The 25836-nt window shown below is 57.8% G+C and carries 21 protein-coding genes; 13 read left to right on the forward strand and 8 right to left on the reverse strand.

Translation table 11 applies throughout. The annotated features are described in order from the left end of the window. The first annotated feature begins 3 nt into the window (after window positions 1-3). Together ABIB57_RS21835 and ABIB57_RS21840 are read left to right on the forward strand one after the other, a co-directional pair. Entirely contained in the window at window positions 4-2739 is a 2736-nt protein-coding gene (locus ABIB57_RS21835; protein WP_354043351.1) for a tetratricopeptide repeat protein, read from the forward strand. Window positions 2740-2747: 8 nt separating this feature from the next. Next, a complete protein-coding gene (locus tag ABIB57_RS21840; RefSeq protein WP_354043352.1) occupies window positions 2748-3827 on the forward strand; it encodes an alginate lyase family protein in 1080 nt (359 codons plus the stop codon). Between the two features lie 1859 nt (window positions 3828-5686). Here ABIB57_RS21840 and ABIB57_RS21845 read toward each other — a convergent pair. Further along, window positions 5687-6349: a hypothetical protein gene (locus tag ABIB57_RS21845; protein WP_354043353.1), complete on the reverse strand. Its 663-nt coding sequence runs from the start codon at window positions 6347-6349 to the stop codon at window positions 5687-5689. A gap of 910 nt (window positions 6350-7259) precedes the next feature. On the opposite strand from ABIB57_RS21845, the gene ABIB57_RS21850 reads away from it, so the two are divergent. From ABIB57_RS21850 to ABIB57_RS21860, 3 genes are all read left to right on the forward strand, one after another. Next, window positions 7260-7466: a hypothetical protein gene (locus ABIB57_RS21850; RefSeq protein ID WP_354043354.1), complete on the forward strand. Its 207-nt coding sequence runs from the start codon at window positions 7260-7262 to the stop codon at window positions 7464-7466. 198 nt (window positions 7467-7664) lie between these two features. Then, window positions 7665-7805, forward strand: coding sequence for a hypothetical protein (locus ABIB57_RS21855; RefSeq protein ID WP_354043355.1), 141 nt, complete (start codon window positions 7665-7667; stop codon window positions 7803-7805). A 528-nt stretch (window positions 7806-8333) separates the two neighbouring features. Beyond that, window positions 8334-8591: a hypothetical protein gene (locus ABIB57_RS21860; RefSeq protein WP_354043356.1), complete on the forward strand. Its 258-nt coding sequence runs from the start codon at window positions 8334-8336 to the stop codon at window positions 8589-8591. A 711-nt stretch (window positions 8592-9302) separates the two neighbouring features. Here the strand turns inward: ABIB57_RS21860 and ABIB57_RS21865 are convergent. Continuing rightward, window positions 9303-9998: a hypothetical protein gene (locus ABIB57_RS21865; protein ID WP_354043357.1), complete on the reverse strand. Its 696-nt coding sequence runs from the start codon at window positions 9996-9998 to the stop codon at window positions 9303-9305. 221 nt (window positions 9999-10219) lie between these two features. On the opposite strand from ABIB57_RS21865, the gene ABIB57_RS21870 reads away from it, so the two are divergent. Continuing rightward, window positions 10220-10489 (forward strand): hypothetical protein, encoded by a 270-nt coding sequence (locus tag ABIB57_RS21870; RefSeq protein WP_354043358.1) that lies wholly within the window; start codon window positions 10220-10222, stop codon window positions 10487-10489. A gap of 580 nt (window positions 10490-11069) precedes the next feature. On the opposite strand, the gene ABIB57_RS21875 is transcribed toward ABIB57_RS21870, so the two are convergent. After that, window positions 11070-13013, reverse strand: coding sequence for a methyl-accepting chemotaxis protein (locus ABIB57_RS21875; RefSeq protein ID WP_354043359.1), 1944 nt, complete (start codon window positions 13011-13013; stop codon window positions 11070-11072). Window positions 13014-13856: 843 nt separating this feature from the next. On the opposite strand from ABIB57_RS21875, the gene ABIB57_RS21880 reads away from it, so the two are divergent. The 5 genes from ABIB57_RS21880 (at window position 13857) to ABIB57_RS21900 (ending at window position 15584) form a co-directional block, all read left to right on the forward strand. Continuing rightward, entirely contained in the window at window positions 13857-14237 is a 381-nt protein-coding gene (locus ABIB57_RS21880) for a RidA family protein (RefSeq protein ID WP_354043360.1), read from the forward strand. Window positions 14238-14274: 37 nt separating this feature from the next. Beyond that, a complete protein-coding gene (locus tag ABIB57_RS21885) occupies window positions 14275-14568 on the forward strand; it encodes a GFA family protein (RefSeq protein WP_354043379.1) in 294 nt (97 codons plus the stop codon). 2 nt (window positions 14569-14570) lie between these two features. Beyond that, the gene (locus ABIB57_RS21890) at window positions 14571-14801 is read left to right on the forward strand and encodes a hypothetical protein (RefSeq protein ID WP_354043361.1); all 231 of its coding nucleotides are present in this window, start codon (window positions 14571-14573) and stop codon (window positions 14799-14801) included. Between the two features lie 147 nt (window positions 14802-14948). Next, a complete protein-coding gene (locus tag ABIB57_RS21895) occupies window positions 14949-15260 on the forward strand; it encodes a hypothetical protein (RefSeq protein ID WP_354043362.1) in 312 nt (103 codons plus the stop codon). Further along, entirely contained in the window at window positions 15261-15584 is a 324-nt protein-coding gene (locus ABIB57_RS21900) for a hypothetical protein (protein ID WP_354043363.1), read from the forward strand. Window positions 15585-15636: 52 nt separating this feature from the next. Here ABIB57_RS21900 and ABIB57_RS21905 read toward each other — a convergent pair whose 3' ends face one another. From ABIB57_RS21905 to ABIB57_RS21915, 3 genes are all read right to left on the reverse strand, one after another. Then, on the reverse strand, window positions 15637-16395 hold the full coding sequence (locus ABIB57_RS21905) for a GGDEF domain-containing protein (protein ID WP_354043364.1): 759 nt from the start codon (window positions 16393-16395) through the stop codon (window positions 15637-15639). A 1539-nt stretch (window positions 16396-17934) separates the two neighbouring features. Beyond that, on the reverse strand, window positions 17935-18147 hold the full coding sequence (locus ABIB57_RS21910) for a hypothetical protein (protein ID WP_354043365.1): 213 nt from the start codon (window positions 18145-18147) through the stop codon (window positions 17935-17937). Window positions 18148-18672: 525 nt separating this feature from the next. Beyond that, window positions 18673-19023 (reverse strand): hypothetical protein, encoded by a 351-nt coding sequence (locus ABIB57_RS21915; RefSeq protein WP_354043366.1) that lies wholly within the window; start codon window positions 19021-19023, stop codon window positions 18673-18675. A gap of 1514 nt (window positions 19024-20537) precedes the next feature. Here ABIB57_RS21915 and ABIB57_RS21920 point away from each other — a divergent pair. Together ABIB57_RS21920 and ABIB57_RS21925 are read left to right on the forward strand one after the other, a co-directional pair. Further along, window positions 20538-20810, forward strand: coding sequence for a hypothetical protein (locus tag ABIB57_RS21920; RefSeq protein WP_354043367.1), 273 nt, complete (start codon window positions 20538-20540; stop codon window positions 20808-20810). Window positions 20811-21032: 222 nt separating this feature from the next. Further along, entirely contained in the window at window positions 21033-21782 is a 750-nt protein-coding gene (locus tag ABIB57_RS21925) for a Crp/Fnr family transcriptional regulator (protein WP_354043368.1), read from the forward strand. 390 nt (window positions 21783-22172) lie between these two features. Here ABIB57_RS21925 and trhA read toward each other — a convergent pair whose 3' ends face one another. Together trhA and ABIB57_RS21935 are read right to left on the reverse strand one after the other, a co-directional pair. Continuing rightward, window positions 22173-22844, reverse strand: coding sequence for a PAQR family membrane homeostasis protein TrhA (gene trhA / locus ABIB57_RS21930; protein WP_354043369.1), 672 nt, complete (start codon window positions 22842-22844; stop codon window positions 22173-22175). A 444-nt stretch (window positions 22845-23288) separates the two neighbouring features. Then, window positions 23289-25208, reverse strand: a complete 1920-nt coding sequence (locus tag ABIB57_RS21935; protein WP_354043370.1) for a hybrid sensor histidine kinase/response regulator — start codon at window positions 25206-25208, stop codon at window positions 23289-23291. Between the last annotated feature and the right edge of the window lie 628 nt (window positions 25209-25836).

Here is a 25836-nt window from a genome sequence, read left to right on the forward strand (position 1 = left end):
GCCATGCGGACTTCAATTTCCGGACGTGCACCGGTCACAGCATCGCTCGTTGCGGCGTTAGGCCTGAGTTGGATTGGCGCGGCTGCCGCAGCGCCGGTTGCGGTGGTCTTCGCGCCACCGGCAATCGCACCGCAGCAACTGTGTGTCATTCAGCCAGAACTGAGTGCCCTGGCAACCAAGTGGCAGGCTTGGGATGGCAAGCAGCTTTTGGACAGCGACCCCGAGGTGGTGCTAGGCGAAATCCAGCGTCTACGTGATGGCAATGCCACTCTGTACAAGAGCGCTGCCAGTGCGGCCTTCGCTCTGCTCGATCATGTACCCGACGCCGATTTCCAACAGAAGCTGGTCGTCGATGAGATTAGATTCGACATGGCCGCCGGTGATGTAGCCACCGTCAAATCCGAAGGCCTGGTGCAAAAGCTTGAGACTTCGTTTTCCGCATTGACGCCGCGAAGTCTATTCGCGTTGGCAGACATTTATCTGGCAGGCGAAGCGGTCCCTGCCGATCCGGCCAAGGGCCGCGCCTTCCTGCTATCGGCCGCGGCGGGCGGCAGTGCCGACGCCCTGCTTCGCGCTGCGCAAATGAGGGCTAACGGCGAGCTTCCCGAATACGGACTTGATGCGACGACCGCCATTGCGGTTGCGTTTGGCACCATCCTGGGCGAAATCGACAAGGATGTGTGCTCACGCATCAGTCGCATTGCCCGCTATTATGAATCTGGCGATATCGTGCAGCAAGATTATGCCTTGGCCGAACAATGGTTGCGGCTTGGCGCCGATCTCGGTGATCCGGGGGCAGCCTGGAAAGTTGCACGCTATCACCTCGCCAGCGAGCGCATCGTCAAAGACAATGACACGCTGGTGAAATACCTGACGATCGCCGCCAACGCACAAATCCCTCCAGCTGAAGTAGAGCTGGGCGAAATCTATCAGGCTGGTTCGCTGTTGCCTCAGGACCTCGACGCGGCCGAAAATCTCTATCGCGGCGCTGCAGCCGGCGGGTATCGCATCGGCAACCTGCGGCTGGTCAGTCTACTGGAAGATCGCACTTCCGAGGAAGGCGCAGACGCACGCCTCGAGGTCGCGCTGCGCGACCTTTCCAGCTTTCCCGATGCGCCGGCGTCCGCGCTGGTGAAGCTGTCGCAGGTGCTCGTCAAGAAAGACGGGCGCTGGGGCTCCCTCGCTGAGGTCCGCCCTCTGCTGGAGCGTGCCGTGGACCAAAAGAGCCCCGATGCCGCCCTGATGCTCGCGGATATCGTGCTGACCGACGCGCGTGAAGCGACGACGATCGACCGGGCAATCTCGCTGCTGAATCTCGCCGTCAGCGAGGGTGGCAAGAGCGAAGCTATGTCGCGCCTTTCCGAAGTTTATATGTGCCTCGTGCCGGACGCCCCCAATCTGGCGCTCGCTGCAAGCTGGCGCGAAAGTGCGGTAGCTGCCGGCAACAGCACGATGATCGGCGATGATCACGCGACCGCAGACGATGACACTGACCTGGCACAGGCCCAATCCATGGCTTTGCGCGGCGCATCGGGGCGCGTGGCACAATATGTCGATATGTTGCGCAAGCAGAACTATGGCGACGAGGTGATCGCGTTTTGGGAAAACCGCATGGAGCAGGATCCAACGGCCCAGAACATGTTGGCTAAACTCCTTGTCCAAAATGGCGCGACCGGGGATAGCGTCAAGCTGAGCATCAATCTGCTCGAAGGCGCCGTCGAAGCGGGCTCCGACGCAGCTAGGGTGACCTTGGCCAATCTATTGCTTACGGCCTATGTCCAAGAACCTACGGCGCAGGAGCGCGCTTCGGCCCTGCTGGAAGAAGCTGCCTCCCACGGTTCAGGTGCTGCACTCGAAAGGTTGCTGGAACTGCAGCCTGACGGCACGAAGGCCGCAGTCCTGCTACAGCGCTATCAACAGGCGATTGACGCGCGTGGCGACCTCGATGCGTTCCTATTCGCTGCTAGCAGCGCGACAAACTCCAATGAGCGTCAGGCCTATTTGACAAAGGCAATCGACGCTGCCAATTGCCAGTTCAGTGACGTGATCAAACTTGCCCGCAGCTACGCCTCAAGCGGTGACAAAGCGACTGCCAAGCGCTGGCTGAACATCGCAACCCACCTGACAGAAGGCAAAGGCTGGCAATATGCGTCGCTGGCGCAAGAGTTCGCCTTGCTCAAAGATGATCAGTATGTCGCCACCGTGGTCGGATTGCTGGAACAGGCGGTACAGCATGGCCAGATCGCTTCGCTCGACCGTTTGATCGAACTTCGGTCCGATCCGCAGTCATCGGCCTATGATCCGCCAAAGGTGGTCACCTTGGTCAAGGCGGCGGTTGCCGATGCCAGCCCCGTGCAACTCCTCAATTTGGCACGGCGGATCGAGCGAGCCACACCGGAGCTGCGCAACGCCATTACACAGACGGTCGATATTCAAGCCATTTATCGCACGTCCGCCGAAGGCGGCAATCCAACCGCCATGCGAGAATTGGGCAAGTATCTGCAACAACGCGCGACCGATCCAAAGCAACTGACCGAAGCCATGGACTGGATGGAAAAGGCCGCCGACGCGAAGGATCCCGAAGCCATGCTTCTGCTGGCCAAGGCTTACACTGTCGGCATCGGCCGGGATGCTTCTCTCGAACGTGCCGTCGCCCTTCTAGAGGACGCAGCCGATCTTGGAAGTTCGGATGCCAAGAAGATGCTTAGTGCCATGGGCCCTCTGCATACTACTCAATGAGAGTGACAATGAATTTTGTAAGAAAACTGGGAATGCTGGTGGTGGCCTTGGCAGTTGCTGGTGCGATCGGCAACCCCCTGGCCTCGGGACAGGAGGCAGCGGCAACAGAGCCCGCTTTTACCTGTCCAGCGGCGCCGGACGCGGTGGTGTCCCTATCAATCGGCAGTCGCTACCAGAATAATAGCGCTACCCGCTCGGAGATTTCTCAGGAATCGAACGACGACGTGAACAAGGCTCTTGAGCCCGTCGAGACGTTCATAAACGACCTCTCCAAAATGGCAAACGTCGCTTATCTGGATGAGCCCGACGGCCAAGAAGAGGCCGATTGTACCATGGCCTGGCTGCACAGTTGGGCCAACGGCGGTGCACTTACTGAACTCAATTCGCTGAATGCACGTCTCGCGATTTCCCCCCGCCTTGCAGGGATGGGCCTGGCATATTTGCAAGCCAAGGACAAGGCGTCCCCGAATCCGGAACGAGACAAGGTCATTGTCGACTGGTTTGAAAAGCAAGGTACCGCCGTCATTACCTTCTTTTCCACCGAAGCGGGACCGTTGGCCAACCGCAACAATCTGCGCGCATGGGCGGGCTTGGCTATGGCCTCAATTGGCAAGATTACGGGCGACGAGAAAACGCAGGCTTGGGCTCGTGACAGCTACAAGGCGCTAGTCTGCGGCGCGGAAGACTCTGGAGCCTTGCCAGCGGAGATGGAGCGGGGCGAGCGCGCCCTGCATTATCAGTTGCATGCACTGGCGCCGCTCGCGGTAACGATCGGGTTGATCGATCCGGACGGATTGGCGGATGATGAGCTTTGCCGAACGAAATTGATCTCGATTGCCGAGTTCACCTTCGCCGCCGTCAAAGATCCCGCCATTGTTGCTGATTTGGTTGGAAAGCAGCAGGTATTTTCCGGAGACGGAGAATCCGAACTCGCAAGTTATCAGATGGCCTGGGCTGAACCCTATCTGAAACGATACTCGAATGCGATGCTCGAAGACTATGTCGCCCCGCTTCGGCCGCTTAAATATTCAAAACTTGGCGGCAACCTTTCCGCGATTTACGGTCAGAAGCTTCCGCCATCTGAATAGATCATGAGACTGACAGCTCGAAGGTTGAGATATCTCCCACATTCGTCCATAGATGGTTCGTCATGGGCAGGGAGAGGACATGTCACCGGTAAAGACTCCGCCCGGACAGTCGGATGCTGTTTCCGACTTGGTTGGGCGATATCAGCAGGTCATTGAACGAGCCCGCTCGAGCAACGTGTCACCTGACGCTGTCTTCGAAGTGCTGCGCATGGAAGCGTCAGAATGGCATGAAGACACGATAGCGGCCGCGATTCTGCTGGTCCAGGAACGCTTTGGGAAGTCCGATGACGGCGACTTATAGATTCGTGACGCTGGCTCCCTGGCGATTGCCCTCGGCACGAAGGAATGGTCACAACGACAGGCACAAAATGATAATCTATGCTTGCAGTTGCCGGCCAATCTTCTCGAGTTCCCCGAGTCGCCCGCGCAGGGAGGTCATCCGCTCGCTAAGGTGCTCGATCAGCGGTCTGGCCGGTCCGGTCTTTGCACGGCCCGTTGCCTCAGGTCGGCAAGATAGCGCGCGATAAGCTCCTCGACATGGGCCTCCCCGGGCGCCAACTTACCCTTGGTGTCGTTCTTCTCGTGCGTCTTCACCGCTCGGAGGCGTGACCCTTCGATAGCCACCATGCCACCGCCTGCCAGGCCAACAACTCGGCGGACGGCAACAAGGTGCTGGCACGCGATCTGGATCGCGCCGGCATTTGTCACGACGAAAGTCGGCAATGATCTTGAACTCGGGTACCAGCTTGCCGCTCAGGCATATCAGCTCTATTGCGGCCCGCCTCGCGCTCTAGCTCCGGCTCTCAACACGTGCGGCAAGACCAGTGTGTCACGATCGGCAGCAGGACGGCGTGTATTGACCGCCTTGCGCTCGTCGCCTTGAGTTCGATGAACAGTCAGGCGACGTTCGCTATCTGGCTGGCTGGGTTGAACTGAGGCCGCCATCCGCCGGATTGGAGATAAATCGCCAAGCAGCAAAAGGACTATACCAGGCGCCCTTAGCGCGGAACGTTTGTTCAGCGGACATTGAAGTCACCAGTGATGTTGTTGGGGGAACGAAAAGGATTGGCACTTGAAGGAAGTCCGCTTGGACCAACGCTCCTGAGTGGACGCCGGCCGCCCCTCCTGCGTCCAGTTCGAGAGGTGGCCCGGTTTTTGGAGGATTGGGGGGCTCAGATCTACCGTGTCGTTGACTGCTGCGATCCGAACGCCGAGCCCGTTCACTTTACTGTCAACGCAGATACGCCAGAGCATGCAGCCAGGTTAGTCATTGGCGAAGATTTACACAGCGGAAGCGATGGAAACCGGGTGTTGCAGGCTAAGGTCTATGTACAGTTGGAGGCGGCCCCCACAGTCCTCAGGCTTTATGCTCCAACCGAACTTGCCAGCGCTGCCAAAACCCGATGGAGACGGTCGGCCCTGACGTCCAACGCGTAACGGCTTGCAACTTTGGCGGCACGAAAACAAGTCTGCAGACCCCAGTTTATGATGAATTGCGATGTGATTTGAGGATTGGGAACGAAAAACCTAATGAACGCTTAAAGGGAGCCCGCTTCGTTTGCGGGATTAGCTCAGCAGGATGTCAGATGGCCTTGCCGTATTTCGTAGTCGACTGCCGTGATCCTACGGCCAAAACCATAGAGGTTCGGGTCGTTGCGGATACACCGGAGCAAGCGGCAGGCTTAGTGCTCGGCGAAACGCTGGACCGGGGTGGCAGCGGGGCAAGACGCAAATTGCGAGCGAGGGTGTATTTAGACACTGGCACCGCGCTGTCCGTGGTCCACCTGTACGAACCATCGCAGACCGCTAACGCCAAGAAGGCGCGTAGGCTAAGGAGGACGAGGCACACCTGAGAAAATTTAGGTTGGCCGCATGAGCGGACGCTGCGCGAACTGACCAAACTTAGGAATTCGCCCCATGCCAAGGGCGTCAGCCGATGGCTTGATGAGTAGAGTTGTGAGCCAACCGGCAATGCCAGCTCCGACCGGCCATGGATGAGTTCGTACTGATCGGGATAGTAGCCGATTAGGCTGATGCGTGTGACGTTTGATCACCACCACGAGGGCGCAGGTAAGCGCCCCAAGCCCCAGCGTTGCTCGCGACCATTTGCCCGAGGTGACGTTAACGAAGCCGACGAAGGCCAGGATTGCCAATGTGAGATTGCTGAACGAGGAACAGCCGGGGGCGATCCACATGGCGCCAGACCCGTCGGCGAACGGAACGATGTTGCCGTTTCGCTCAGAGCCGACGGCCCATGCGGTGAGCGTGGCATCCACTGCGAGAATCGTGTCGTTAAATATGCTCAGGACGACGCGGGCCCAAAACATGGGGATTGTTACCGCGAAGAGGATGGCCGCATCTCGCTTCAGCGTGCTGCCCGGCGCAGCACGGACGAGAAAGAAAAATGCCAGACCGGAATTGGCCAGCCAACTCAGGTCCGGGACCGGAAGCAGCATGGCCGCGGCGGCGGCGATGGGCCGGTCGCTTTTTGTTCGGCTCAATCGCCGAAGATCGTCTGCCAAGCAGCAACCCCGCTCCGAAGGCGAGCCAAACAAAGACGCTGACTTCGAAGCAATTCATTGCCGCCGACAGAAGTCCCGCTTCAGAAACGGCGCCAGAAATGTTCTGGAAAATGCCGTTGGCAAAGCCAATTGCTATCAACCCGCAAAATAGCAAACGGCGCGAAACGTCCCGGTCTGGTGCCAGGTCCAGTACGCCGGAGGCTCGCAGTCGGCTCACCCTTTGAGGCGATCCGGGCGCCGCTTGCGAGACTTGATCCATACGAAGCCGCCGGCCACGGCCAAGACGGGCAAACCTATCCCAGCCACCGGTCCCGGCGCGCCTACCATCGTACCGCCTTTGGAGCCGCCCGATCCCCAGCCAAGGCCAGGTGTGTCACCGCGATCAGCGGGCTGGCTGGCCATGACCACAGGGACAGCGCAAAGAGTAGCAGCGAATACTAAAGCAAAAAATGTGGGCTTACCCATGGCAAATCCTCCAGATGCTTTACGAAACTGCGCCTGAGTGCCATCGGGATCAATAACTCGATCGGCCTACCGCTGAGGCAGCAATCTACACATTTTGGCGCCGGGAGGCGTGCCCAGCTTAGCGTGAGTCATTTCTGATCTTCACCAAGTCCTCCCGCCGGAACTTACTATCTATCGCGAGGTCAAAAAGCGCTCGGTGTCTCATCCCTACCACGACGGCAAGTGTCGGGCGGTACCGGACCCGCGCAACAATAATCAAGACTTGGGCCGGCTACGGCCGCTCCTCGCTTCCCCGCTAGCGAGCTGTAGAAAAATTGGTGCGAAGCCCGCAACCTTACAAATACATAACACCGCCCTCCATCAATTTTTCATCTTATAAATCAGTGCGTTAAGCAACTAACTCCTCGTGTCGGCGTTTTATTTTCAATTAACAATGGAGGCAGCGATGCCCATAGAACGAGAAACAATTGTCGAGCGCGCTCCCACCGAAACTGTGGTCATCGGCGGCGGCATCAGCCCCTTTGGGATCATCGGCGGTATCATCGCTTTGGTCATCGCCGCTTTGCTGATCCTTTGGTTGGTCAATGGGGGAATTTCCAGCAACGGAGATGCGGTCAAAGTGGACCTGCCCAATGTCACCGTTACCAAATAATGATCATGATACCGGTCATACACACGCACCGGGGACGGTGATCGCACAAGTGGCGATCGTCGCGGTCTTGGGAGTTCTCTTTCTAACACCAAAGATCGACTCCGACAGTGCTGATAGGCCGGAAACCGGTGTATCGGCGCCCGGCGCACTTGGTGCGGCTTCTTCTCGTTTGCATCTTCCGAGCTCGGAGCAGCGCAAATGATCACCTTGACAGTGATCGGCCTGCTCGTACTCATGTCCTGCATTGGCGCTGCCGGGCTTATTGCCAGCACCAAAAGTGAAGGTGATGCAGCTCGAGCAATACTCGATCTCGAAATCGATCCGGATGCTGGCCTCTAGTCGGCGGACGGTGGCATCGCGTCGGAAATCGGCAGGGTTAGCGTCACCACTAGGCTGCCCCCAGGCACCTAGTTGAACACCATGCTGCCGCAGTTGAAGTCGAGAATCTCGGCGGCTATGGCGAGGCCAAGCCCCGACCCATCATCCGAATTGGCATTGCCGCCTGAATTATCACCATTGTCGTGGCCATTGGCGTTCCCATTCCCGTTCCCGCCAGCATTGCTGCATTGTTGCCGCCGTTTCCGTGTCTCTGCGCCCATGCAGAGGTGGGCATGAGCAAGGCGATGCCGACCAGGATTGCGAATGCGGATCTGCGGTTCATGATAACCTTGGACTAAATCGCAGTGGCTGACAAAACGCTGACAGGAGGCGTCACGGTTCCATCACCCCGCCGCTGCTAGGATGACATCGTTGGCGTACGAGATCCCATGCCGTTCTTGATCGTCAGTGAACCGCCTCCGGCATCGACATCATTGCCCCCGCTGTCGATGCCGGCATTTTCCCGCATATCTGGTATTGGGATCGTCGATGACCGGTCATGAAGCTGAAGACTATCTTCGGGAGTATCGCGCGATGCTGAAGTCCTGGACGATGGCAGTCGCGGGCTTTTCCGAGGCGAACTCCGACACGCTGTACGCTCGTTTGGAAGAGGGCCAGCAGCAGTTGGCTGAGATCGCCTTAGCGCATCCCGACAAAAGCTATTCGGTCGACATGTTGATCAATTCCCGCAGTCGCACCTGGGCTGGTTTCGCCATGGAGCGCGTGCCTCGGCCTGAGCAAGGTTAGGCGGACACCAAGGTGAACACCGTCAAGCCTCAAACGCGAAAGCGAGCTGTCCTGGTCACGCTGGCTTGGATTGTCATTGTCGTCTGCTTGATAGCGTGGCTGGCCCATGCTCTTATCACCCACCTGTGGACCACAGTGACGTAAGCGGGAAGTCTTGCAAGGTAAAATGCGACGTGGGATGCGCCTTTCGGCAATCGGCTTATGCGTGTGGATCGCCGCCGGGGCAGCGTTCAGCTAGCAATTTGACTCACCAACCGACCTCGTGTGAACGCTCTACAACAGTTACTTCGACGACCTGCCTGTCCGACGACCTTGCGCCCTACCTGTCCGACGACCTGACCCGGCAGATGTCCCGCAAGGTCGGAATCGGGTACTTCAAGGTGCTCGGCTTCGATCCTATCGTTGGTGATCCGAACTGGGAGCCCCATAATTTCCGCGCCGAGCTGGTGAAGGAACCGGCGACAAAGCCCAGGTGGATGTCAGCTTCGCGAGCCGGGGCACACCGGTTTCAATCACGATCGACTTGATCCGCGAGCCACGTCATGGCTGGCAAATCAACCACATTGCCGGCCGCGCCGGCGAACGGACTTGGTGCACCAACAATATCGTCGGACTGAGGCCCGCAAACGGCGGAGGCTGATTGACCGCTCGTCCTTCGGCCTGCCAGGCACCGTGTGACCGGTAGCGGCAGGACGCTACTCGGCAGTAAGATTATCCTGCCGCGCCCGCACCAAAGTTAGATGTCGCGCCATTCCAGACCAACTGGCCGCGGCCAGGCTTGGTCCGCGTGCCTTGCGACTGTGCATAGCGCTTTAGGGCCAGTCCAAAAGCGATCAGCCGTTTCCGGACCGTTGGTGACAACCCCGGCCAGACCGCGAGCTTTTCTCGCTCGCTCAGCCGCCCAAATTCCTGCCTATGCTCAATGCTGCGCATCTGAACCTCGAAGATGCGGGGATCGACATCAGGCCGAGCGCTCGACAAGGCCAGGAAAAGGGTCGCCGCGTGGCGAGGGGAAAGCTGCGCGTTCCGGTCGAAATAGACGACTGCCTCGGGCAAGCGGCTATCGCTTGTGATCGCCAGCAGATCGCGCAGCACCTCCCTGCACGTGCGCTGCATAACCCGTACAGCCATCTCGCGAAGGTGGTGGCGCAATTCCTGCCCATGCAGAACCGGGCCTTGCGGTCCCAGGACCATCGCTTCCTTACTAAGACAATTCTCGCAAATGTCGCATATTGCTTCCAACGTATCCGTCGATACCTCGAAAGTCAGGCGCAAATCTTGCCGGCCGCACATCAAACAGCGTTGGTCGAAGGAGCCCGTAGCTCTCAGGTGACCCTCGAATATCCATGGGCCTGCCTGGGTGGCGGCCGCCACCCAGGCAGGCCCGCGTCCGGATAGAGAAATCATCGGCCGACCTCATCGCACGTCTCGAAGGCAATTTCCTTAACCGATGGCCGGTGACGTGCCAGTGAGGCGAGTTGTAAGCTGATTTTAAGGTGCCCCGTCCGCCCGTCGTCTACCTTACAGGGCGCTTACATCCCCGATAAGCCCTCCAACATGCGGCCGTCTGTAGTGTGAAACGCGCGGCAACCACCGGGTGCCGCTATTCAACAGCGTGGAGCTGCGAAATGAAAATTTTATCGAAGAATTCCATTGTGGGCGTAGGCATTGCACTTCTCATCGGCGTGACCGGAGTTATGGCCGAAGAGGGCAAGCATGACGGGAGCTACGTGCTCAAGGACGGCACCGTCCACGACACTCCGGGCGAGATGTTCCAGTACCTCCGCGATCGTGAAAACGGTTTGGCCGCTGGCAATCCCAAGGACATTGTGGACGCCTATCCAGACGAGTTCGACAACGTTGGGGATCTCATCCATCAGAAGCGCGAGCCGAAATAATCTATTCGACATGCGCTTACAGATCGCTGTGCTGTTTGATTTCACGGCTGCTGCGGTCTGTCTCTCGCCAAGTTCGGCAACGTCCGATAAAGCTTCTGCTCGGGATTCTTCCGCCCGAAAAGATGATGTATCGCGATGGCTGCAGCACGATCTGAGATCAGGAAGCTGCAGCCCAAACGCGAACAGCGTCATGCCGTCGCCAAGCTTGAATGCTCGCCCGTAGAACCATCTTCGGTCGCTTCGCTGCAAGCGTTGAGTCCATCCTCAAGGCAACGAGGTCCTCAGCGGATGCCAGAAGCTGCCAGGCGGCACCTGCCCCCGCAATGCGCCCCATTCCTGCCATTTAAGTGGCTTTGCCGATTTCCCGAATGCTGCCAGTCAGCTTGGTTTGCCGCCACGTCCATGACGAGGTGGAAGCGGAACGGCAGCTTGCGGTTATGACCTTAGCGAATGCGAACATCTGATGAGCGTTAGTTTTGGGGCCGATCAGCCACATTTTGCGATTCTTCCCCAGGTGGTTGCGGTCTGCTGCAGCCAGCGCTGCCCTGACGCATTCGCCGAGCTGACCTAACGGTACTGCCTACGCTGCGTTACTCCGCCTTTCAGCATTCGCGGGGGCGCTGGTTCGCCGGAGTTGCCGATCATCGGCTTTATCGACAACAAACACATCCACGATTTCGTCAAGCTCCGTCGCCTGCTTTTCGGTCTGCTCGATCGCGGCGTTCGTCTGTTCGACCAAGGCTACGTTATGCTGCGTCATTTCGTCCATCTGCCGGATTGCCGCCGACATGTCGGTGATAGCGACTTTTTGCGTTTTGCTAGCACCGGCAATGGCTTCGATAAGCGCCTCGTTGGCGCGAACACCTTCGAGCATGACGGAGAGATGCGAAGAGGCCCTGGACACTAATTGGGACCCGTTCTGGACTTCTGCGGCTGACAGTTCGATGAGAGCCTTGATGTCGGCAGAAGCAGTCGCCGCGGACTGCGCCAACCGTCGAACCTCGACCGCAACAACCGCGAATCCCTTGCCGGCATCACCGGCTCGAGCCGCTTCCACCGATGCGTTCAATGCGAGCAGGTTGGTCTGGAATGCGATATCATCGATCAATCCGATTATGCCGGAGATTTTGCTTGATGATCCTGAGATGCGCTCCATCGCGAGCCGTGCTTCTTGCATGATTTCGCCGCCTTGCTCGGCCGCGATGGTGACTGAGTTCGCATTGCCATTGGCTTGGTCCGCGCGGGCCGAATTCTCCGCTACTGTCGCCAACAACTGCCCCATCGATGCTCCGGTATGCTCGATAGCTTCGGCCTGTTTGATACTGCGTTCCGAAAGATCATTGGCGCCGGCCAGGATCTCACCCGTCGCTGTCCTGAGATTGCGAGATGTGTGGCGCAACTGGGAAACGACGCTGCTTAGCCGCTCTGCCACTGCATTCGCGTCGGCCTTGAGTTGGGCGAAAGCGCCGTCGTATTCGCCGGTGACACGTTTGGTCAGGTCGGTATGAGCCAAAGCATTAAGCACCACGCCTGTCTCTGTCACTCCACGATCGACATTTGCGACCAAGCTGTTGACGCTTTGGGCCAGCACGTTCAATTCGGCATCGGCCGAGCCGGTGTCGACACGCTTTGAGAAGTCGCCTGCGATCGCCGCGTCGACTACTTGCCCAAAGTCAGCCTTGAGCTGGCGCATCATAGCTGCCCGCTCGGCTTGGTTATGCTGGCGGTCCGCTGCTTCTGCGTCCGTCATTTCTGTAACCCGGATGCCGTTCTGTCGGAAGACCGCGACAGCTGCGGCCATCTTGCCAATTTCGTCGTTTCGGCCTGTATAGGGTATGGCCCCGCCATAGTCTCCGTCCGCGAGTCGTCTCATCGACACTTCCATTTCGTGCAATGGACGCAGCACCCCGACGATGATGACGTAAAGCGCGAAGGCCATGACCAAGCCGGATATCAGTGCAATGATGCTCATCACCAAGAACGCTTGGCTCGACATGGATTGTTCGGTGTGAAAGTCCTCGCTCGCGAGAGCTGCCTGAATCTCGGCAAGCTGATCGAACTCCGACGCTATCGATTCCATCGCGTCGCCGAGTGTGGTCTTTGTAAATTCCGTCAGCGCCGGCAGATCTTGTTTGTCAAACAGCGACATCAGGCTTGCGACGCGGGGTTTGGCCTGTTCCATTCGCGTGTTGGCCAAGTCGACAAGCGAAACGGCATCAGGCCTGATGTCCCCCGCGGTGTAGTCTGCCCAATCCTTTTCCACATTCGCGAAGGATTCAAGGACCGAGGATTTGCCCTCCGCGAAACTCAACTCACCCAACACGACGCCTTGGGTGTCCCGCACGATATTGGAGTACATGTCGTTGATGCGTGTAAGTTGGCCAAGCCCCACCATCCCGTCCTCAACGATGACCTTGGTTCTATCGGTTATTTGATGGAGTGCGACGAAGCTGCTTAGCCCCAAGGCAGCCAGAGACAACCCCAACAGTGTTGTAGATGTAATCAGCTTTGATTTTATTGACATTCAGGTTGGACCGCCAAAAACATTCTGCGGATCGATTTATTCCGATGATGGCTAAAAAACGGTGAAGATACCTCCTCAGGAGCTCAGGGCGCTCCTTGGTGCGGTCAGTATATTAGTGCCGCAACGTACCTGTTATTGGCCGCCATCCCAGCAATGAGACGGCGGAGCTACCCGTTTGCCAACTCAGAGACAGCATCCTGACACAAAAACAGTTCTGTCCCTACTGACCTAGGTGGCACGCGGCACATCGCAGTCATCGGCGTTAACATCGTGTTGTCGCTGGCCTTGGGCTGGGCATTTCAAGGGCTGGGCTTACTCCCTCCTCGGACCAGCCATCGTCTGATTTGTTGCACCTGATGTCCTTTTCCTAAGTGCTGGCATTGCCATAGCTGGCCCCGACCGCCCCTCCACGCCTTGGTGTTGGCATCGATTGCCTTCGCCCTGACGTGCGCAGCACGATAGCCAGTTGGAGCAAGGCTGTAGCTGCGGAGCCGCAGCGGTTCCCATTGGCCATGGTGGCGCCGCTTACAATGGCATGGCTTGGCGGCGGATTGCCGGTCAACGGGCCAAACGCCCATATTCGTAGCGCAGCACAAGGTGTGGCGTAGCGCGCATGGATAACTACGGTTACTCTCCGAATGTTGTTGCCAACTGTGAACAACAACAAGAAGTCGATGACGTACCGATTGAGCAGGGGTCCAAAATTGCGATGGCTGGTTGGAATCGAGTTGAAGCTAGCGGAAGTAGGGTTGGACGGCTCGCTTCAGCTGAAGGTCCCGTGCCCAGATTGAAAGCGGGGAAAGTCTAGCACATACATATAGTCCAAGTGCTCAGGAGCCCCACATGTCACGAACCATCATCATTAGCCGCTCCGCCCCAGCGGCTCCGGCGTCCTATAGCCAAGCAGTGAAGGCGGCGGGGCTGGTGTTCGTATCGGGCACTGCGCCGATTGACCCGGCCACAGGCAGGCTCGTCGACGGCACGGTACAGGCTCAGGTTGCCCAATGCCTCACCAATATTGCAGCAATTTTAGAGGCGGCCGGAACCAGTTTGGCAAATGCGGTGAGCGCCACTCTCATTGTCGCTGACGAAGATGATTTCGCGCCGGCAAGTGAAGAGTGGGAGAGGTGGTTCCCAACCGATCCGCCTGCTAGGCAAGGCGCTAAAATGCCAGTCCGCGTCGCCGGTATGAAGGTATCGATCGCGATGATCGCACTAGCCTGACTTGTCTCTGACGGAAGCTGAACGTCCATGAACGCATATCGCTTTTCATTGGACCTGTAGCGCGTTTGGCGTTGCCGTATTTTTCTCAAGAGACGCCGTTTCGATATCTGGCCAATCGACCGTCTTCGAACGTGTCGGCAACAGCGGCTTCCCGCTGCATAACCGTTTCTGCACGACCCGCCGAAGCACTGTGTTTTGGCATCCGGCCAGGAAACCAAATAGCATTGCCGTGGCCCTGGGCAGTTTTGGCGACCCTACTTTACTGCTCCGGAGAAATCGGCCTATGAGGCGCAGCGGCACCTGTGGGTGCGATTCAGTGTGTCTGGCATAACGTTGCGTCGGCTTTCCGACCCCGAACCCGACCCCGACATCCACATCCTGAGCGTGGTCGCGAAGCACGACTGCACCTGCATCGCAGTGCCGGTCGATGCGGAGTGGGCGCCGATCCCCGAGGCGCTCCGTCGGCTGGCGAAATGGAAATACCTGGTTGAAGAGCAGACCGACGACGGTCCTGCGTACTCGCCGACGGCCGCCGGATATGCCAGGTGCCGGGCAGCCACCTGAATGCAAATCACGCGTAAATCACGAGCCACGGCCACTGGCGTGACGCCGTTGTGACGAATGCACCCTATGCTTAAGAGCCAACGGCGGTAGTCACCGCTATTTCGATTGGCTAGCGCGGATGAGGTAGACCAAAACAGGGGATGACAGATGAGCTGGTATCAGGCGACCCTCTACCTAGATAGGCCTCAGAACAGGTTTGGTTCTGAAGTGCCGTTCATTTTCTTTGATGTCCGGGTGTTGCGCGAATTGCATGCCGCCCTTTGGGCGCAGGGCTGCATCGAGGTTGAACGCGCTTCTGCGGAGGGTCGCTTCGAAACACGCGGCATGGCGATCCTGCGCGATCCGCATGTGGTGGCAATTGAGATGCGGTTGGATCTCGACCTCAAGGCCCCCAACGGTCCATCGCCGTTCGTAACGAGAGCCCGCGTAGTAGGATCGAAGCACGCTGTTGGTGCTTAAATGGCCGTCTATCAGTGGACTGACGGGGATGACACCGCCACCGACGCGGTGATCGTAGGCATCGGCAGGGACAGTCCTGCTCTCGAGGCCGCCTCTCTGACGGCAGAGCCGATGTTGGCATCGGTTTACTGGCCAGAGCGCCTGTTTCAAGGCGATAAGGTCGATGCCCGAATAGAAGGACCGTTCGACCCCGCTGTCGCCCTGAGCTATGCCCAGGAGATTGCTAAGCTATATGACTATCCCCGCGTCGTCGTCGCAATCCAGGCCCGTGCGCTTTGGAACGATGCTTGGGGAACGCTGGCGCCGGAATGTGGTTTGGACTGATAAGTTACGGTCGCGTGCCTCCGTGACCGGGCGGCCCGTAGGAACCTATGATTTAGCCTGCCAATTCGATCATCTGCACGCGATTGCGGCCTTGCTCCTTCGCCGCATAAAGACGCAAATCCGCTTGGCGAAACAACTCCTCAAATGAAACGTATTGCACAAAACTCGCTCCGCCAACGCTCACGGAGAGCGGCTCTCGATCGCCACGGGGTCGGAAATCTACCTCCGCGATCGATACTCGAATGCGTTCCGCTACGCTCCTGGCGTCTGTCGTTCTCAAGCCCGGCAAAAACACACCGAACTCCTCGCCTCCGATCCTACCGACCAAGTCGATCTCTCGCAGAGACGATTTGATGGAAAGTGCAATCAGCTTGAGCGCAGCGTCACCCCGGTCATGTCCGAAACGGTCATTAATCGCCTTAAAGTGGTCGACGTCGACGACCAACAGGGCTCCCTCTTTGGCAAAATGCGATGCTTGTACCTTGGCCAAGTAGCTGTCGACGACCAAGGTGAAGGCACCGCGGTTCAAAACCTGAGTGAGGCCATCGGTGCTGGCCAAAATGGTGAGATGGTCCTTGGCGATCGCCAACTCTCGCAATTTGGTCATGAGAAATGACAGCATTGGTATCGCCAATGCCGTCGGCAGCAGGATGTCAACCAAGATGGATCGAAGCCTACCTGCTTCGTCAAGGTTGGGAAAATTGAAGCTGTCAACGATCAGCGCCGCGGCCACGCACACAACTGTGCCAACCGTAGTCACGAAAATCACCCGGCCCCAACTTTGGGCAGATAAATTGAAAGCATGGCGCATCCACTCAAACCTTGGTTACGAGACGGTGTTTGGATGACGCTTCAATACTGGTAACCGACCGCGCGTTAAGCAAGCGTGTCATTTTGCGCTCAATCCGTAGCCCTGTTTCCTTAGGGCCGTGCGGCCCAAAGGCTCTTGATGAACTCTTAGATACCGTCCGTCAGCGTTTGCTCCGTTCCGAAATGGCTGCACCACGCGGAACTGCCTCGGCAGAAACCGGTTTATAGGAAGAGCGCTTCAAGGGGACTCGTCATGAAGGCCCTGTTCGCAATTCCCGGCCTGCTTTTCGCTTAGGTCGCAGTACTGCCCGCCGTGGGACAGATAGCTCCTGGCGGCGGCAATAGTGTCCAGGAAGGCGTAGTGACGGAGCCGGCGCCGTGCCCTGATGGATCAGAGCCAATAAGCACGTCAGAGGAACCAACCGACACTTCTGCCCCCCGTTCCCGTGACAGTCGGTCCCGTTGACCATGGTCAGCGCTCTGCCCGCCGTCGGGCGAAACTAGCAAAGGGGAGGTGTCGACACGCCGGCCGCAGTTGAAGCTCCGTCTATGAAATGAGCTATTCCTGATTATAGCGGCACTTGGTCTGACCGACCATCTTCGCCAGTTCGGAAAATGGCATAACTTTGGTCTCTCAGGCGCCGTTGTTCGCAAGCCTGAGCAGCCGAATAGAGAATGCGATCACGTCGCGCTGCGCCTCCCACAGATCTTTCGTTCGGTAGAGGCGAGCACCGTCTGTTCCGCGACGTCCATGGCGTGTGCGTGCCATTGCACACGAAGGCTATTGAGATGATACGCACCGCGGCTAGCCGATCATCAACCCGTCACGAGAAATTCCCATGGCAGGCCACGAGGCATTCCCAGTTGATCAACCCCTTCCCGCTTCGCTGGATTCCACCACGATGACTGTGACCAGCGTCTTGCCGCTCCAAGGCGTCCTGCGCATAGAAACCAAAGACGGCTCGCTACTGGTCACGCTCGATCGTATCGGCGCGGCCAGCCCGGTAAGCGGCTAGCGGAGTTCCTGATGAGCCGGCGGACTTCGACCCCCCGGGCCATCCAGCGCCGAATTAGCTGGTCTTCCGCCGAGATAGCTCTTGGGAAGGTTAGGCATCACATCCTTCACGGGCGAGGCAACCCGTTCTCCCGGGGCTCTTGCTCATACTGAAGCCTGACCGGGCGCATCAGCAAGGTTAGGAATGCACTGTCCTCAGCATAAAGACTATTCGGCGGAGGCCTCACCATCACGTGGGCTGCAATCAGCGGCACCTCGCCTTCGACGCCCCAAGGGACCTCCGTCGCCACGCTAATCCACCAGCCCTCGGTGGCCCCATAGGCCGCGACTTGCTTGTAGAAGGCATAGCCACGCTCTCAAACCACCTTGGCCAAGACACATACAGACCCACGACAGGTGCCTGCCAATGTTCGAGGTCACTCACTGTCGCAGCGAATTGAGGAGGTGAATGCCGAGGGGATAGGCCGCGAACCATCCTGCCTCTTTGCGCCATTTGAGGCGAGGCGGAATCTGCATGGCCAACCACTATTCCATCCAGGCCTCCTCCTGCTGCAGGGTGACGGTGCCGCGGTCTAAATTGTGCAGCAGGCGGAACGGGATCGAAATGCGGTAGTCCTGATCTAATGGATTGAAGATCGAGAACCGAAACCCAACCCGTTGCATCTCCCAAGCTTCCTGTTCGGTCAGCCTGAATTTGGCTGTATCGTGGTCTTTGAGATCGGTCGTGAACGAGTGCATGGCGAGGCCCCTCTTGACTAGAGGAGTCGGTTTGTAGCGCCGTGAACAGAATGAGAACGAGATGGGTCGTGATCAAATCTTACAAACGCAAAAAGAGCCCACAGCCGCGCAAGCGATCGGGGCTGGGTTCAGCTTCGGGCAGAAGTCGGACATTTTTGAAGGGGACACTGACGGGCCAATGATCTCCGCCGTCAGCAGCGCCACGGGCGCCGTTGAGGAAGTCTATCGCCATCGGCCTCAACTCATTTCGTCCAGCATATCCATCTGAGTGCGCCTGAGCGAAAGGGGGCTGGCTTCACCTTCTGGCAGGAAGGCGATCTGAGTTTGGAAGGGACCCTACGAAGATCACGCCCGCCGAGTCTCAACCGCACTATGCCCATCCACGCTGGGTGGCAATCGCCCATTCAGGCAATAAGAAAACGCCCCAGCCGCTGGCGCAGTCTGGGGCGTCCCGTGGGGATGGGTGTGATAACAACCGAACGGTACAAATCAACTGAATCCCGACGTCGTCGGTTCCGTAAATTCTCACTTCATTTTGGAAGCCGACGGGATCACTTCATCCCGAAGTCGATCAGTGCCATCACCCAAGTGTTCGACCTGTTCGGCGAGACGATCGGTGGCACGGACGTGCTGGCGGGGGCGATGACGCAGCTTTCCGTTACAGCGATGGTCAGGCCGCTCTGCAGCGGCCGTGGCGTGGTTCAGGGCCGTCGGGGTCAACAATGACCGCAGCGACCTGTGCGGCCCCGCTTGGAGCGGCAGCAGAGTGGTGCCTTTGCGCATGCCGAATCGGTCGACGGCGACGGTGACCGCCAGCGCAAAAACGAAGGCGGCAATGGCCGATGGTGGCAGTGCGGCAAGACTAGGGAAATCCACGGCTGTTCTCTCCAACAGTCGAGAAAGGCGTGGATGACTTTGACCTGCGTTTGGCTGATCTTATTGCCAGACACGGATGCACGGACACGCGCAAAAAATGCCTCGGGTTTCGAGAGCATTGGGTGACTCCATTTGTGTTGAGGATTGGCTCCCTGCCCCATCGCGGCTAAAAGGACGATGAAGCGAGGGAGTGATGGCAAAAGAGTTTCGAGTGGCGGACTACCGGAGCGAACTGGTTGATCTGGCCGGGATACAGTCATAGCCGGGACACCGGAACAGGCTGCGCGGCTCCTGCTCGGTGAAGACCTGGTGCGCGGCGGCAACCAGAAAGGCAACTTGCTGCGTGCCAAGGCCTATGTCCAGGCGACGGAACCTCTGACACTGGAACGCAGGGCGGGGTAGATCGAGTAGAGGCTTCGGTCACTGCCGCCGGAAGGCAATGCCGGGGCGGATCACAAATGGCCCCGGGATCAAGTGTGTTGGAACGAAGGACCCCGACGAAGATTTGTGGCTAGTCGCTGGCATCACCTCGAAGCGGCGGATGAGGCCGCCGATCCCCCATGGAAGCGGACGGCCTCAACTTTCAGGATACCGGCCATGCGAGTGAAGGTTTTCATTATACGTCGGAATGGCGTGCTAGAGACCTCGTTTCTGGTAATTCCGCAGAGCCAAGAAGTGACGTTGTCACCAGGCTTCGGAAGGGCTGGCAATTTACAGGCGCAGCTGGAAACGACTCGCACGCAGGACCCTGAAACTACAATGTGAGAAACTCTTTAGCGAACGGCTTGTTCGTACTGGCCGTTTACGAGACCTCAGACCTAGGTCACATTCGGTGATCTGAGCGACGGCACTAAAACCGTCCTGCTCTATCGCCGCCAGCTTAGCTGGCCCACCACCGCACGGACCGTGGCGATGGCCTGCCGCGACTACGGTATAGAAGCGGCGTCACGTCTTAATGACGCCCCCGAGGCGATACCGAAATCACAAAAGCCGCCCCGTACCAGCAGAAGCGCCCAAGTTCCCTGCCCCAGAACGCGTCTTCCTGCGCCTTACTCGGCACTTGTGGTCCAGCGTAAGAATAGGCGGCACCCGCGGCAACGGCTTGAAAAGGCAAAATGTGGATGCGCTCCCGCACGTTGAAGTTGCGACGCGGCGCTGAGCTGTGGGCATCGTGGTCTCCTGATGATTGGAAATGAAGGCTAGTTTTGCCGTGGGGACTCATCCCATTACGCGCCCATGGCCGACCTATCAGCTGCCGCCATCGACGTGCTTCGCACCCTCGAAAAAAAGGACCGCGACTAATGGACAAGACCACCGAATTGCAGCCGCTGTGGGATTTACGCTACGTAATGGGCAACAAGTCAAAGACGTGCATCACCAGCCTGGGTCAACGGTTTGTCCGGGCATTTGATACGGCTCAGAGGCACTAGGGACTGTCGCGCATGATCGCAATTGATGTTGAGGATTGGCTCCCTGCCCCATCGTGGCTAAAAGGCCGATGAGCGAGGGTCCGGATGGCAAAAGAGTTTCGAGTGGTGGACTACAGGACCGAACTGGTTGATCTGACCGGGATCACAGTCATAGCCGAGACACCGGAACAGGCTGCGCGGCTCGCGCTCGGTGAAGATCTGGTGCGCGGCGGCAACCAAAAAGGCAACGTTGTGCGGGCGAAGGTTTATGTTCAGGGCAACGACGCATTTACGCTTGTAAAGCTGTTCGCGAAGTCCGAAACGCAAAGCGCAAAGCGAACGCGGAACGCAGGGCGAATACGTCTGAGTAGACCCTAACCTACTCCGCGAGGGCGAGAGGGCTTTAGTTGTTGTCACTTGATGTACCTGTAGAAGGTTGACGAGGCCGCTAATTCCGGCAGTTGAAGTCGCCAGCGCTGCTGTTCCAGAAGGGTGAAGTGCGCTGATCTGGAATGAACAAACAGTGGACAAAGCTAAGACCTGATGCGGAGAACTGGCGGGCCATGAAGCCCGTGGTCCGGGCGTACTGAGGAGGGTATCGTGATTCAATCACCGCAATATGCGGGTCCCAATCGCTTGCTTCAATCGTTGAGTGATGCGGATTTCGATCTGCTTCGCCTGCATCTAGATCCCGTGTCTTTGACAATGCGTCAGTCGCTGGAAGTAGCAGACCGAATCCCTCGCGACATTTTTTTCATGGAGGGTAGTGTCGCGTCTGTCGTGGCAACACTGCGCGGCGGCAAGAACTTCGAGGTGGGGTTGATCGGCTGGGAGGGCATGACTGGAACCTCGATCTTGGTCGGGGCGCCAAGCCCGTTCGATTGCTATGTGCAATTCGTGGGTCCAGCCTTAAGGTTGCCGGCCAAGGGTTTGGTTTCCGCGTTTGCCCAAAGCGACACCCTACGCTGGGCACTCGAGCTATACGCTCACATGCTGTCGGTTCAAACCGCATATACGGCGTTGGCGAGCGCTCATGCCCCAATACAGAAGCGACTGGCGCGTTGGCTCTTGATGATCCACGACCGAGTTGAAGGCGACCGGTTTCCCGTGACGCACGAATTTTTGTCAATAATGCTTGGCGTAAGGCGGCCCGGCATTACCACGACGCTTCACGAGCTGGAAAGCATGCATCTTGTCAAGTCGACGCGTGGCGCTCTCACCATCCTGGATCGCGATGGCTTACTTGCTCTTGCCGGAGATGGGTATGGCAAGACTGAACGAAGCTATGACGATCTGATCAGCGCCGTTGACCCGGAACTTATTCCACTCAGGGTGACCACCAACCAATAGGGGGTCGTCCGTCTCCGCAGCGGCCGCCGACCAAAGCATCCCCGCTCTCACGCTTGGCATCTAGCACCGATCACTATGGCCGTGCCCATGAGTTCATTCAGCTGGTGCAGGCGCTGTGGGGTTGCTGGGGCAAAGACGCGTGGGTCCATGATCACGCCACCGGTCAGTTTGCTAAGTCCGAACGGGTCGCGCCAATCGACTTGGGCGGTAAATACGTTGCCTCCCGTGGTCCGCTTTACATTCCGCCTTCAGAGCAGGGCCAGCCTGTCATCTTCCATGCTGCCGGCGCCAGCAACAATGCACTCTGCCTCGCAGGTCGCTACGCCAGCGCAAAAGATATGAATGCACTAAGGGATGGCGATCTGGTGATATCATCATCAAGCCCCTATCTCAGCGATGCAAAAGGATTTCCATCACGGCCAACAAATGCAAACTAGCACCCGCGACAACAGTCACATGCCAAAGGGCATTTTGAAACCGCAATTTTTCCCAAAGGTGGAAGATAATCCCAAGGGAATAGACAATGCCGCCGGCCAGAAGAAGGAAGAGAGTATTGTCAGTCACATGGCGAGCCAGATCCCGGAACACGATGAGGCCGCTCCAGCCAATACCAAGATATAAAACGATGGCGATCCGACCAAATCGGTGCGGCGCGATTAGCTTCAATGCAATGCCAATTACTGCAGCCCCCCAGACAATGGTCATCATCAGTGGACCTTTGGGTGTCCCTGTGAGCAAAGCCAAAAATGGGGTGTAAGAACCGGCCATGAAGAGGAAGATCGAGGCCTGATCGAGCCGAGCTAGATGCATCTTGAACGGGGTTGGCGGCCACTGATTGAAGACCATCGAAATGCTCAACACGGCTAACAACGAGCCGACGTACAGGCTCAGATGGGCGGGATTGATCGGGGAACGGGAAATTAGGGCCAAGTAGATGAGGATGGCCCCCATCAGCAGCGCGATTGTCAGCCCCAGAAGATGAACTGCCGCATCGACCTTGAGCTCGACGGGATCATAAGGGCGATTTTCTCGGTTCCACCAAGTGCGTGTCGTTGTGCTCATGTTGCGCTAACGACCAAAATCGTCGCTAGTTCCAGTGAACTCGCGCGTGTGACGGAGTGTCACCTTAGAATTTTAGTGAAGTATATCGCTAACGTTACAGTCCGGTATTTGACCTCCGCGCTCAACATAGAGGTCGATAAGACAGCGTGCGCGATCCATCAGTATCCGCTCGCCCTCTTCGTACGTGGCGGAGACCTTTTTTGGAAAGGGTAACCGAGTTTTGCACTCGGTGATCTCTGCTGTTAAGACCTGGTCGATCAGCACAATAATAACGTGCCCGCGGTGAAATCCGAGCAATGTGGTCACCTCGCTGGACCGTCTATAACACCGAGTTTCTTCCCTCCGTTCGAGAGAAGGCGATAGGCGTTAACCCGGGGTAAAACCAGAAAAGTTTCAGCGGATTCTTCATTTTACAGGGCGTTACCACATACGCTGGATTGTCCCCTAGGAAATAACCCCCCAAATTGCCCGGTCGAGTTCAGCCTGACTAAAAGGTTTTGACAATCTTGGCAGATGGTCGGCACCACCCTCTGGCAGTTCGGCATAACCGGTGGCGATTATGATTGGCTGCTCTGGCCGACTTTCATGCACCATCGAAGCAAGTTGCGATCCTGTCGTCCGCGGCATTGAATGGTCCGTGATAATGAGGTCGAACTGCTCCCTTCCCAGCGCCTTCACGGCTTCTTCTGCCGACGTGGCTTCAACGACACTGTGGCCTAGGTCTTCCAGCATGCTGCTTGTGTTCAGGAGAACGAGGAAGTCGTCGTCTACTGCCAACACCTTCAGGCGCCGTCGCGCATTGATGGGTTCGACAGCAGCTGGAATAATGTTCGGTTGCTCGTTCTCACCTGTTGGGGCTGCGACCGGAAGCCATATCTCAGCTGTGGTGCCGCTGCCTTGCACGCTCCGTAAAAGGAGGCGACCGCCTGACTGTTCGGCGATCCCATGCACCATCGATAGCCCCAACCCGGTCCCCTTACCCACGCCCTTGGTGGTAAAAAACGGCTCGGCTGCCTTGGCCAGGGTTTCACCGTCCATTCCCTCACCACTATCGATGACCCGCAAGCGAACAAACTTGTTAGACGCGTCAGATTTGTCATCGACCAATCCGGGCTTGGCGTCGGCCTCGATACGGATGATGCCACCGCCCGGCATAGCGTCGCGTGCATTGACCGCAAGGTTCAACACCGCAATTGCAAGTTGATTGGGGTCCGATAGCGCCAGTGGCAGACCAGGCGGAATGTCGATTTCGATTTCGATGGAGGCGCCCAGCGATCCCGCCAGCATGTCGCGCATTGATCGAACGAGCGTTGAAACGTCCACGGGCACGATTTTCATTTGCTGGCGCCTTGCAAAGGCCAACATGCTGCGGGTCAATGCTGCGCCTCGTTCGGCTCCCAGCTGCGCGTTAGCCAAAAGCTTGCGCAGTTGCGTGTCTTGCGGCATCCGCTTCTGCATCAGTTCGAGACTGCTCATGATCACCATCAGCAGATTATTGAAGTCATGGGCGACGCCCCCTGTGAGCTGGCCGATGGCCTCCATTTTTTGGGATTGCAGCAGTTGTTCGCGAGCGACTTCAAGCTGCCGTTGGGCTTCCATCCGTTCGGTGATGTCGCGGGTGATCTTGGCGTAGCCGATCAGCGTTCCGTCAGGATCGCGGATGGCATCGATGATGACGTGGGCGAAAAACTGGGTGCCATCCTTTCGAACACGCCATCCTTCTTTCTCAAATCTTCCTACGGTGCGCGCTACTTCCAGCGCCTGAGCTGGGCGTCCTTTCGCGCGGTCGTCGGGCGTGTAGAACTGGCTGAAATGGTGTCCAACGATCTCTTCTGGTCGATAGCCTTTAATGCGCTCCGCCCCAAGATTCCAGTTGGTCACGATGCCTTCGGGGCTGAGCATGTACAGGGCGTAGTCCGTAACGCCCAAAACGAGACGTTTGAACATCTCTTGGGAATGATACAACTCGAGCTCGGCTTCGCGCCGCTCGGTTAAATCCCGCGTTATCTTAGCGAAGCCCATCAGGTTGCCACCGGCATCCCTGATAGGATCGATAACGGCATGGACCCAGAACCTGGTGCCGTCCTTGCGGATACGCCAGCCCTGCGTTTCGTACCGCCCTTTGTCAGCGGCTTCCGCTAAAGCCCGAGCAGGCAAGCCAGAAGCAAGATCTTCAGGCGTGAAAAAGACCGCGTAGTTCTGGCCTAAGATCTCCTGCTCAGAATAGCCCTTGAACCGCTTCGCCCCCGCGTTCCAGCTGGAAACTCGACCGTCAGGGCTCAGCATGTAAATGCCGTAATCCGTTATCGATTCCAGCAGCAAGCGGTATGGATCTGGTGGGGTTGAAAGTGTTGCAGTTGTCATCCGGAGCCTCAGAAGCGGAGCGCGTCGATTCAGGTCCCTAGAATGCACGGAGTGTCTTATTGTCACAAGGAACTGTCTAGAGGAGAGCAGGCCCGGCGACGAAGTCGGATACCAAAAACGATAGGCAAGGCGGTCGCGGCCTGCTTGGCCAGGCGATAGATGGTGATGGCGCTATGCACGCCCCTGTCTAGCGGTAACCAAACTCCACAGAGATGAAATGCTGCTCTGCTCGCGGAGATTTGGCACCCGGGACTACAGCAAGTGGATCGCAGGCAGTCCAGATGTATCTCAACAGCATGGGCAGCTGCTCGATCGGGCGGGCACTGCATGCCTCGCCTGCTGCAGTGGCAGCAGCTCAGAGGGGATGCTCTCGACCACAGCCTCGAGAAACGCACTCCACGAGTGGGCTGTTCCGTCGTTATGAAAGCAAACAGAAGTAAACGATCGAAGCCGAGACATCCGGACCGTCATCTATGGTACCTGATCAATCTTCACCGTTGCCGGAATTTCCGTTGCCGTTCCCGCCGCCATTGCCGTTGCCGGAATTTCCGTTGCCGTTCCCGCCGCCATTGCCGTTGCCGGAATTTCCGTTGCCGTTCCCGCCGCCATTGCCGTTGCCGGAATTTCC

The organism is Devosia sp. UYZn731 (genome assembly GCF_040546795.1).
Lineage (GTDB): Bacteria > Pseudomonadota > Alphaproteobacteria > Rhizobiales > Devosiaceae > Devosia.

Excerpts from the sequence above, each read along its gene's own strand:
- ABIB57_RS21865 (WP_354043357.1), bottom strand. The coding sequence starts at position 9,998 with ATGATTTCTCTATCCGGACGCGGGCCTGCCTGGGTGGCGGCCGCCACC.
- ABIB57_RS21875 (WP_354043359.1), bottom strand. The coding sequence starts at position 13,013 with ATGTCAATAAAATCAAAGCTGATTACATCTACAACACTGTTGGGGTTG.
- ABIB57_RS21910 (WP_354043365.1), bottom strand. The coding sequence starts at position 18,147 with ATGCACTCGTTCACGACCGATCTCAAAGACCACGATACAGCCAAATTC.
- ABIB57_RS21870 (WP_354043358.1), top strand. The coding sequence starts at position 10,220 with ATGAAAATTTTATCGAAGAATTCCATTGTGGGCGTAGGCATTGCACTT.
- ABIB57_RS21850 (WP_354043354.1), top strand. The coding sequence starts at position 7,260 with ATGCCCATAGAACGAGAAACAATTGTCGAGCGCGCTCCCACCGAAACT.
- ABIB57_RS21905 (WP_354043364.1), bottom strand. The coding sequence starts at position 16,395 with ATGCGCCATGCTTTCAATTTATCTGCCCAAAGTTGGGGCCGGGTGATT.
- ABIB57_RS21920 (WP_354043367.1), top strand. The coding sequence starts at position 20,538 with ATGGCAAAAGAGTTTCGAGTGGTGGACTACAGGACCGAACTGGTTGAT.
- ABIB57_RS21860 (WP_354043356.1), top strand. The coding sequence starts at position 8,334 with ATGACCGGTCATGAAGCTGAAGACTATCTTCGGGAGTATCGCGCGATG.
- ABIB57_RS21855 (WP_354043355.1), top strand. The coding sequence starts at position 7,665 with ATGATCACCTTGACAGTGATCGGCCTGCTCGTACTCATGTCCTGCATT.
- ABIB57_RS21840 (WP_354043352.1), top strand. The coding sequence starts at position 2,748 with ATGAATTTTGTAAGAAAACTGGGAATGCTGGTGGTGGCCTTGGCAGTT.
- ABIB57_RS21835 (WP_354043351.1), top strand. The coding sequence starts at position 4 with ATGCGGACTTCAATTTCCGGACGTGCACCGGTCACAGCATCGCTCGTT.
- ABIB57_RS21900 (WP_354043363.1), top strand. The coding sequence starts at position 15,261 with ATGGCCGTCTATCAGTGGACTGACGGGGATGACACCGCCACCGACGCG.
- trhA (WP_354043369.1), bottom strand. The coding sequence starts at position 22,844 with ATGAGCACAACGACACGCACTTGGTGGAACCGAGAAAATCGCCCTTAT.
- ABIB57_RS21935 (WP_354043370.1), bottom strand. The coding sequence starts at position 25,208 with ATGACAACTGCAACACTTTCAACCCCACCAGATCCATACCGCTTGCTG.
- ABIB57_RS21880 (WP_354043360.1), top strand. The coding sequence starts at position 13,857 with ATGTCACGAACCATCATCATTAGCCGCTCCGCCCCAGCGGCTCCGGCG.
- ABIB57_RS21895 (WP_354043362.1), top strand. The coding sequence starts at position 14,949 with ATGAGCTGGTATCAGGCGACCCTCTACCTAGATAGGCCTCAGAACAGG.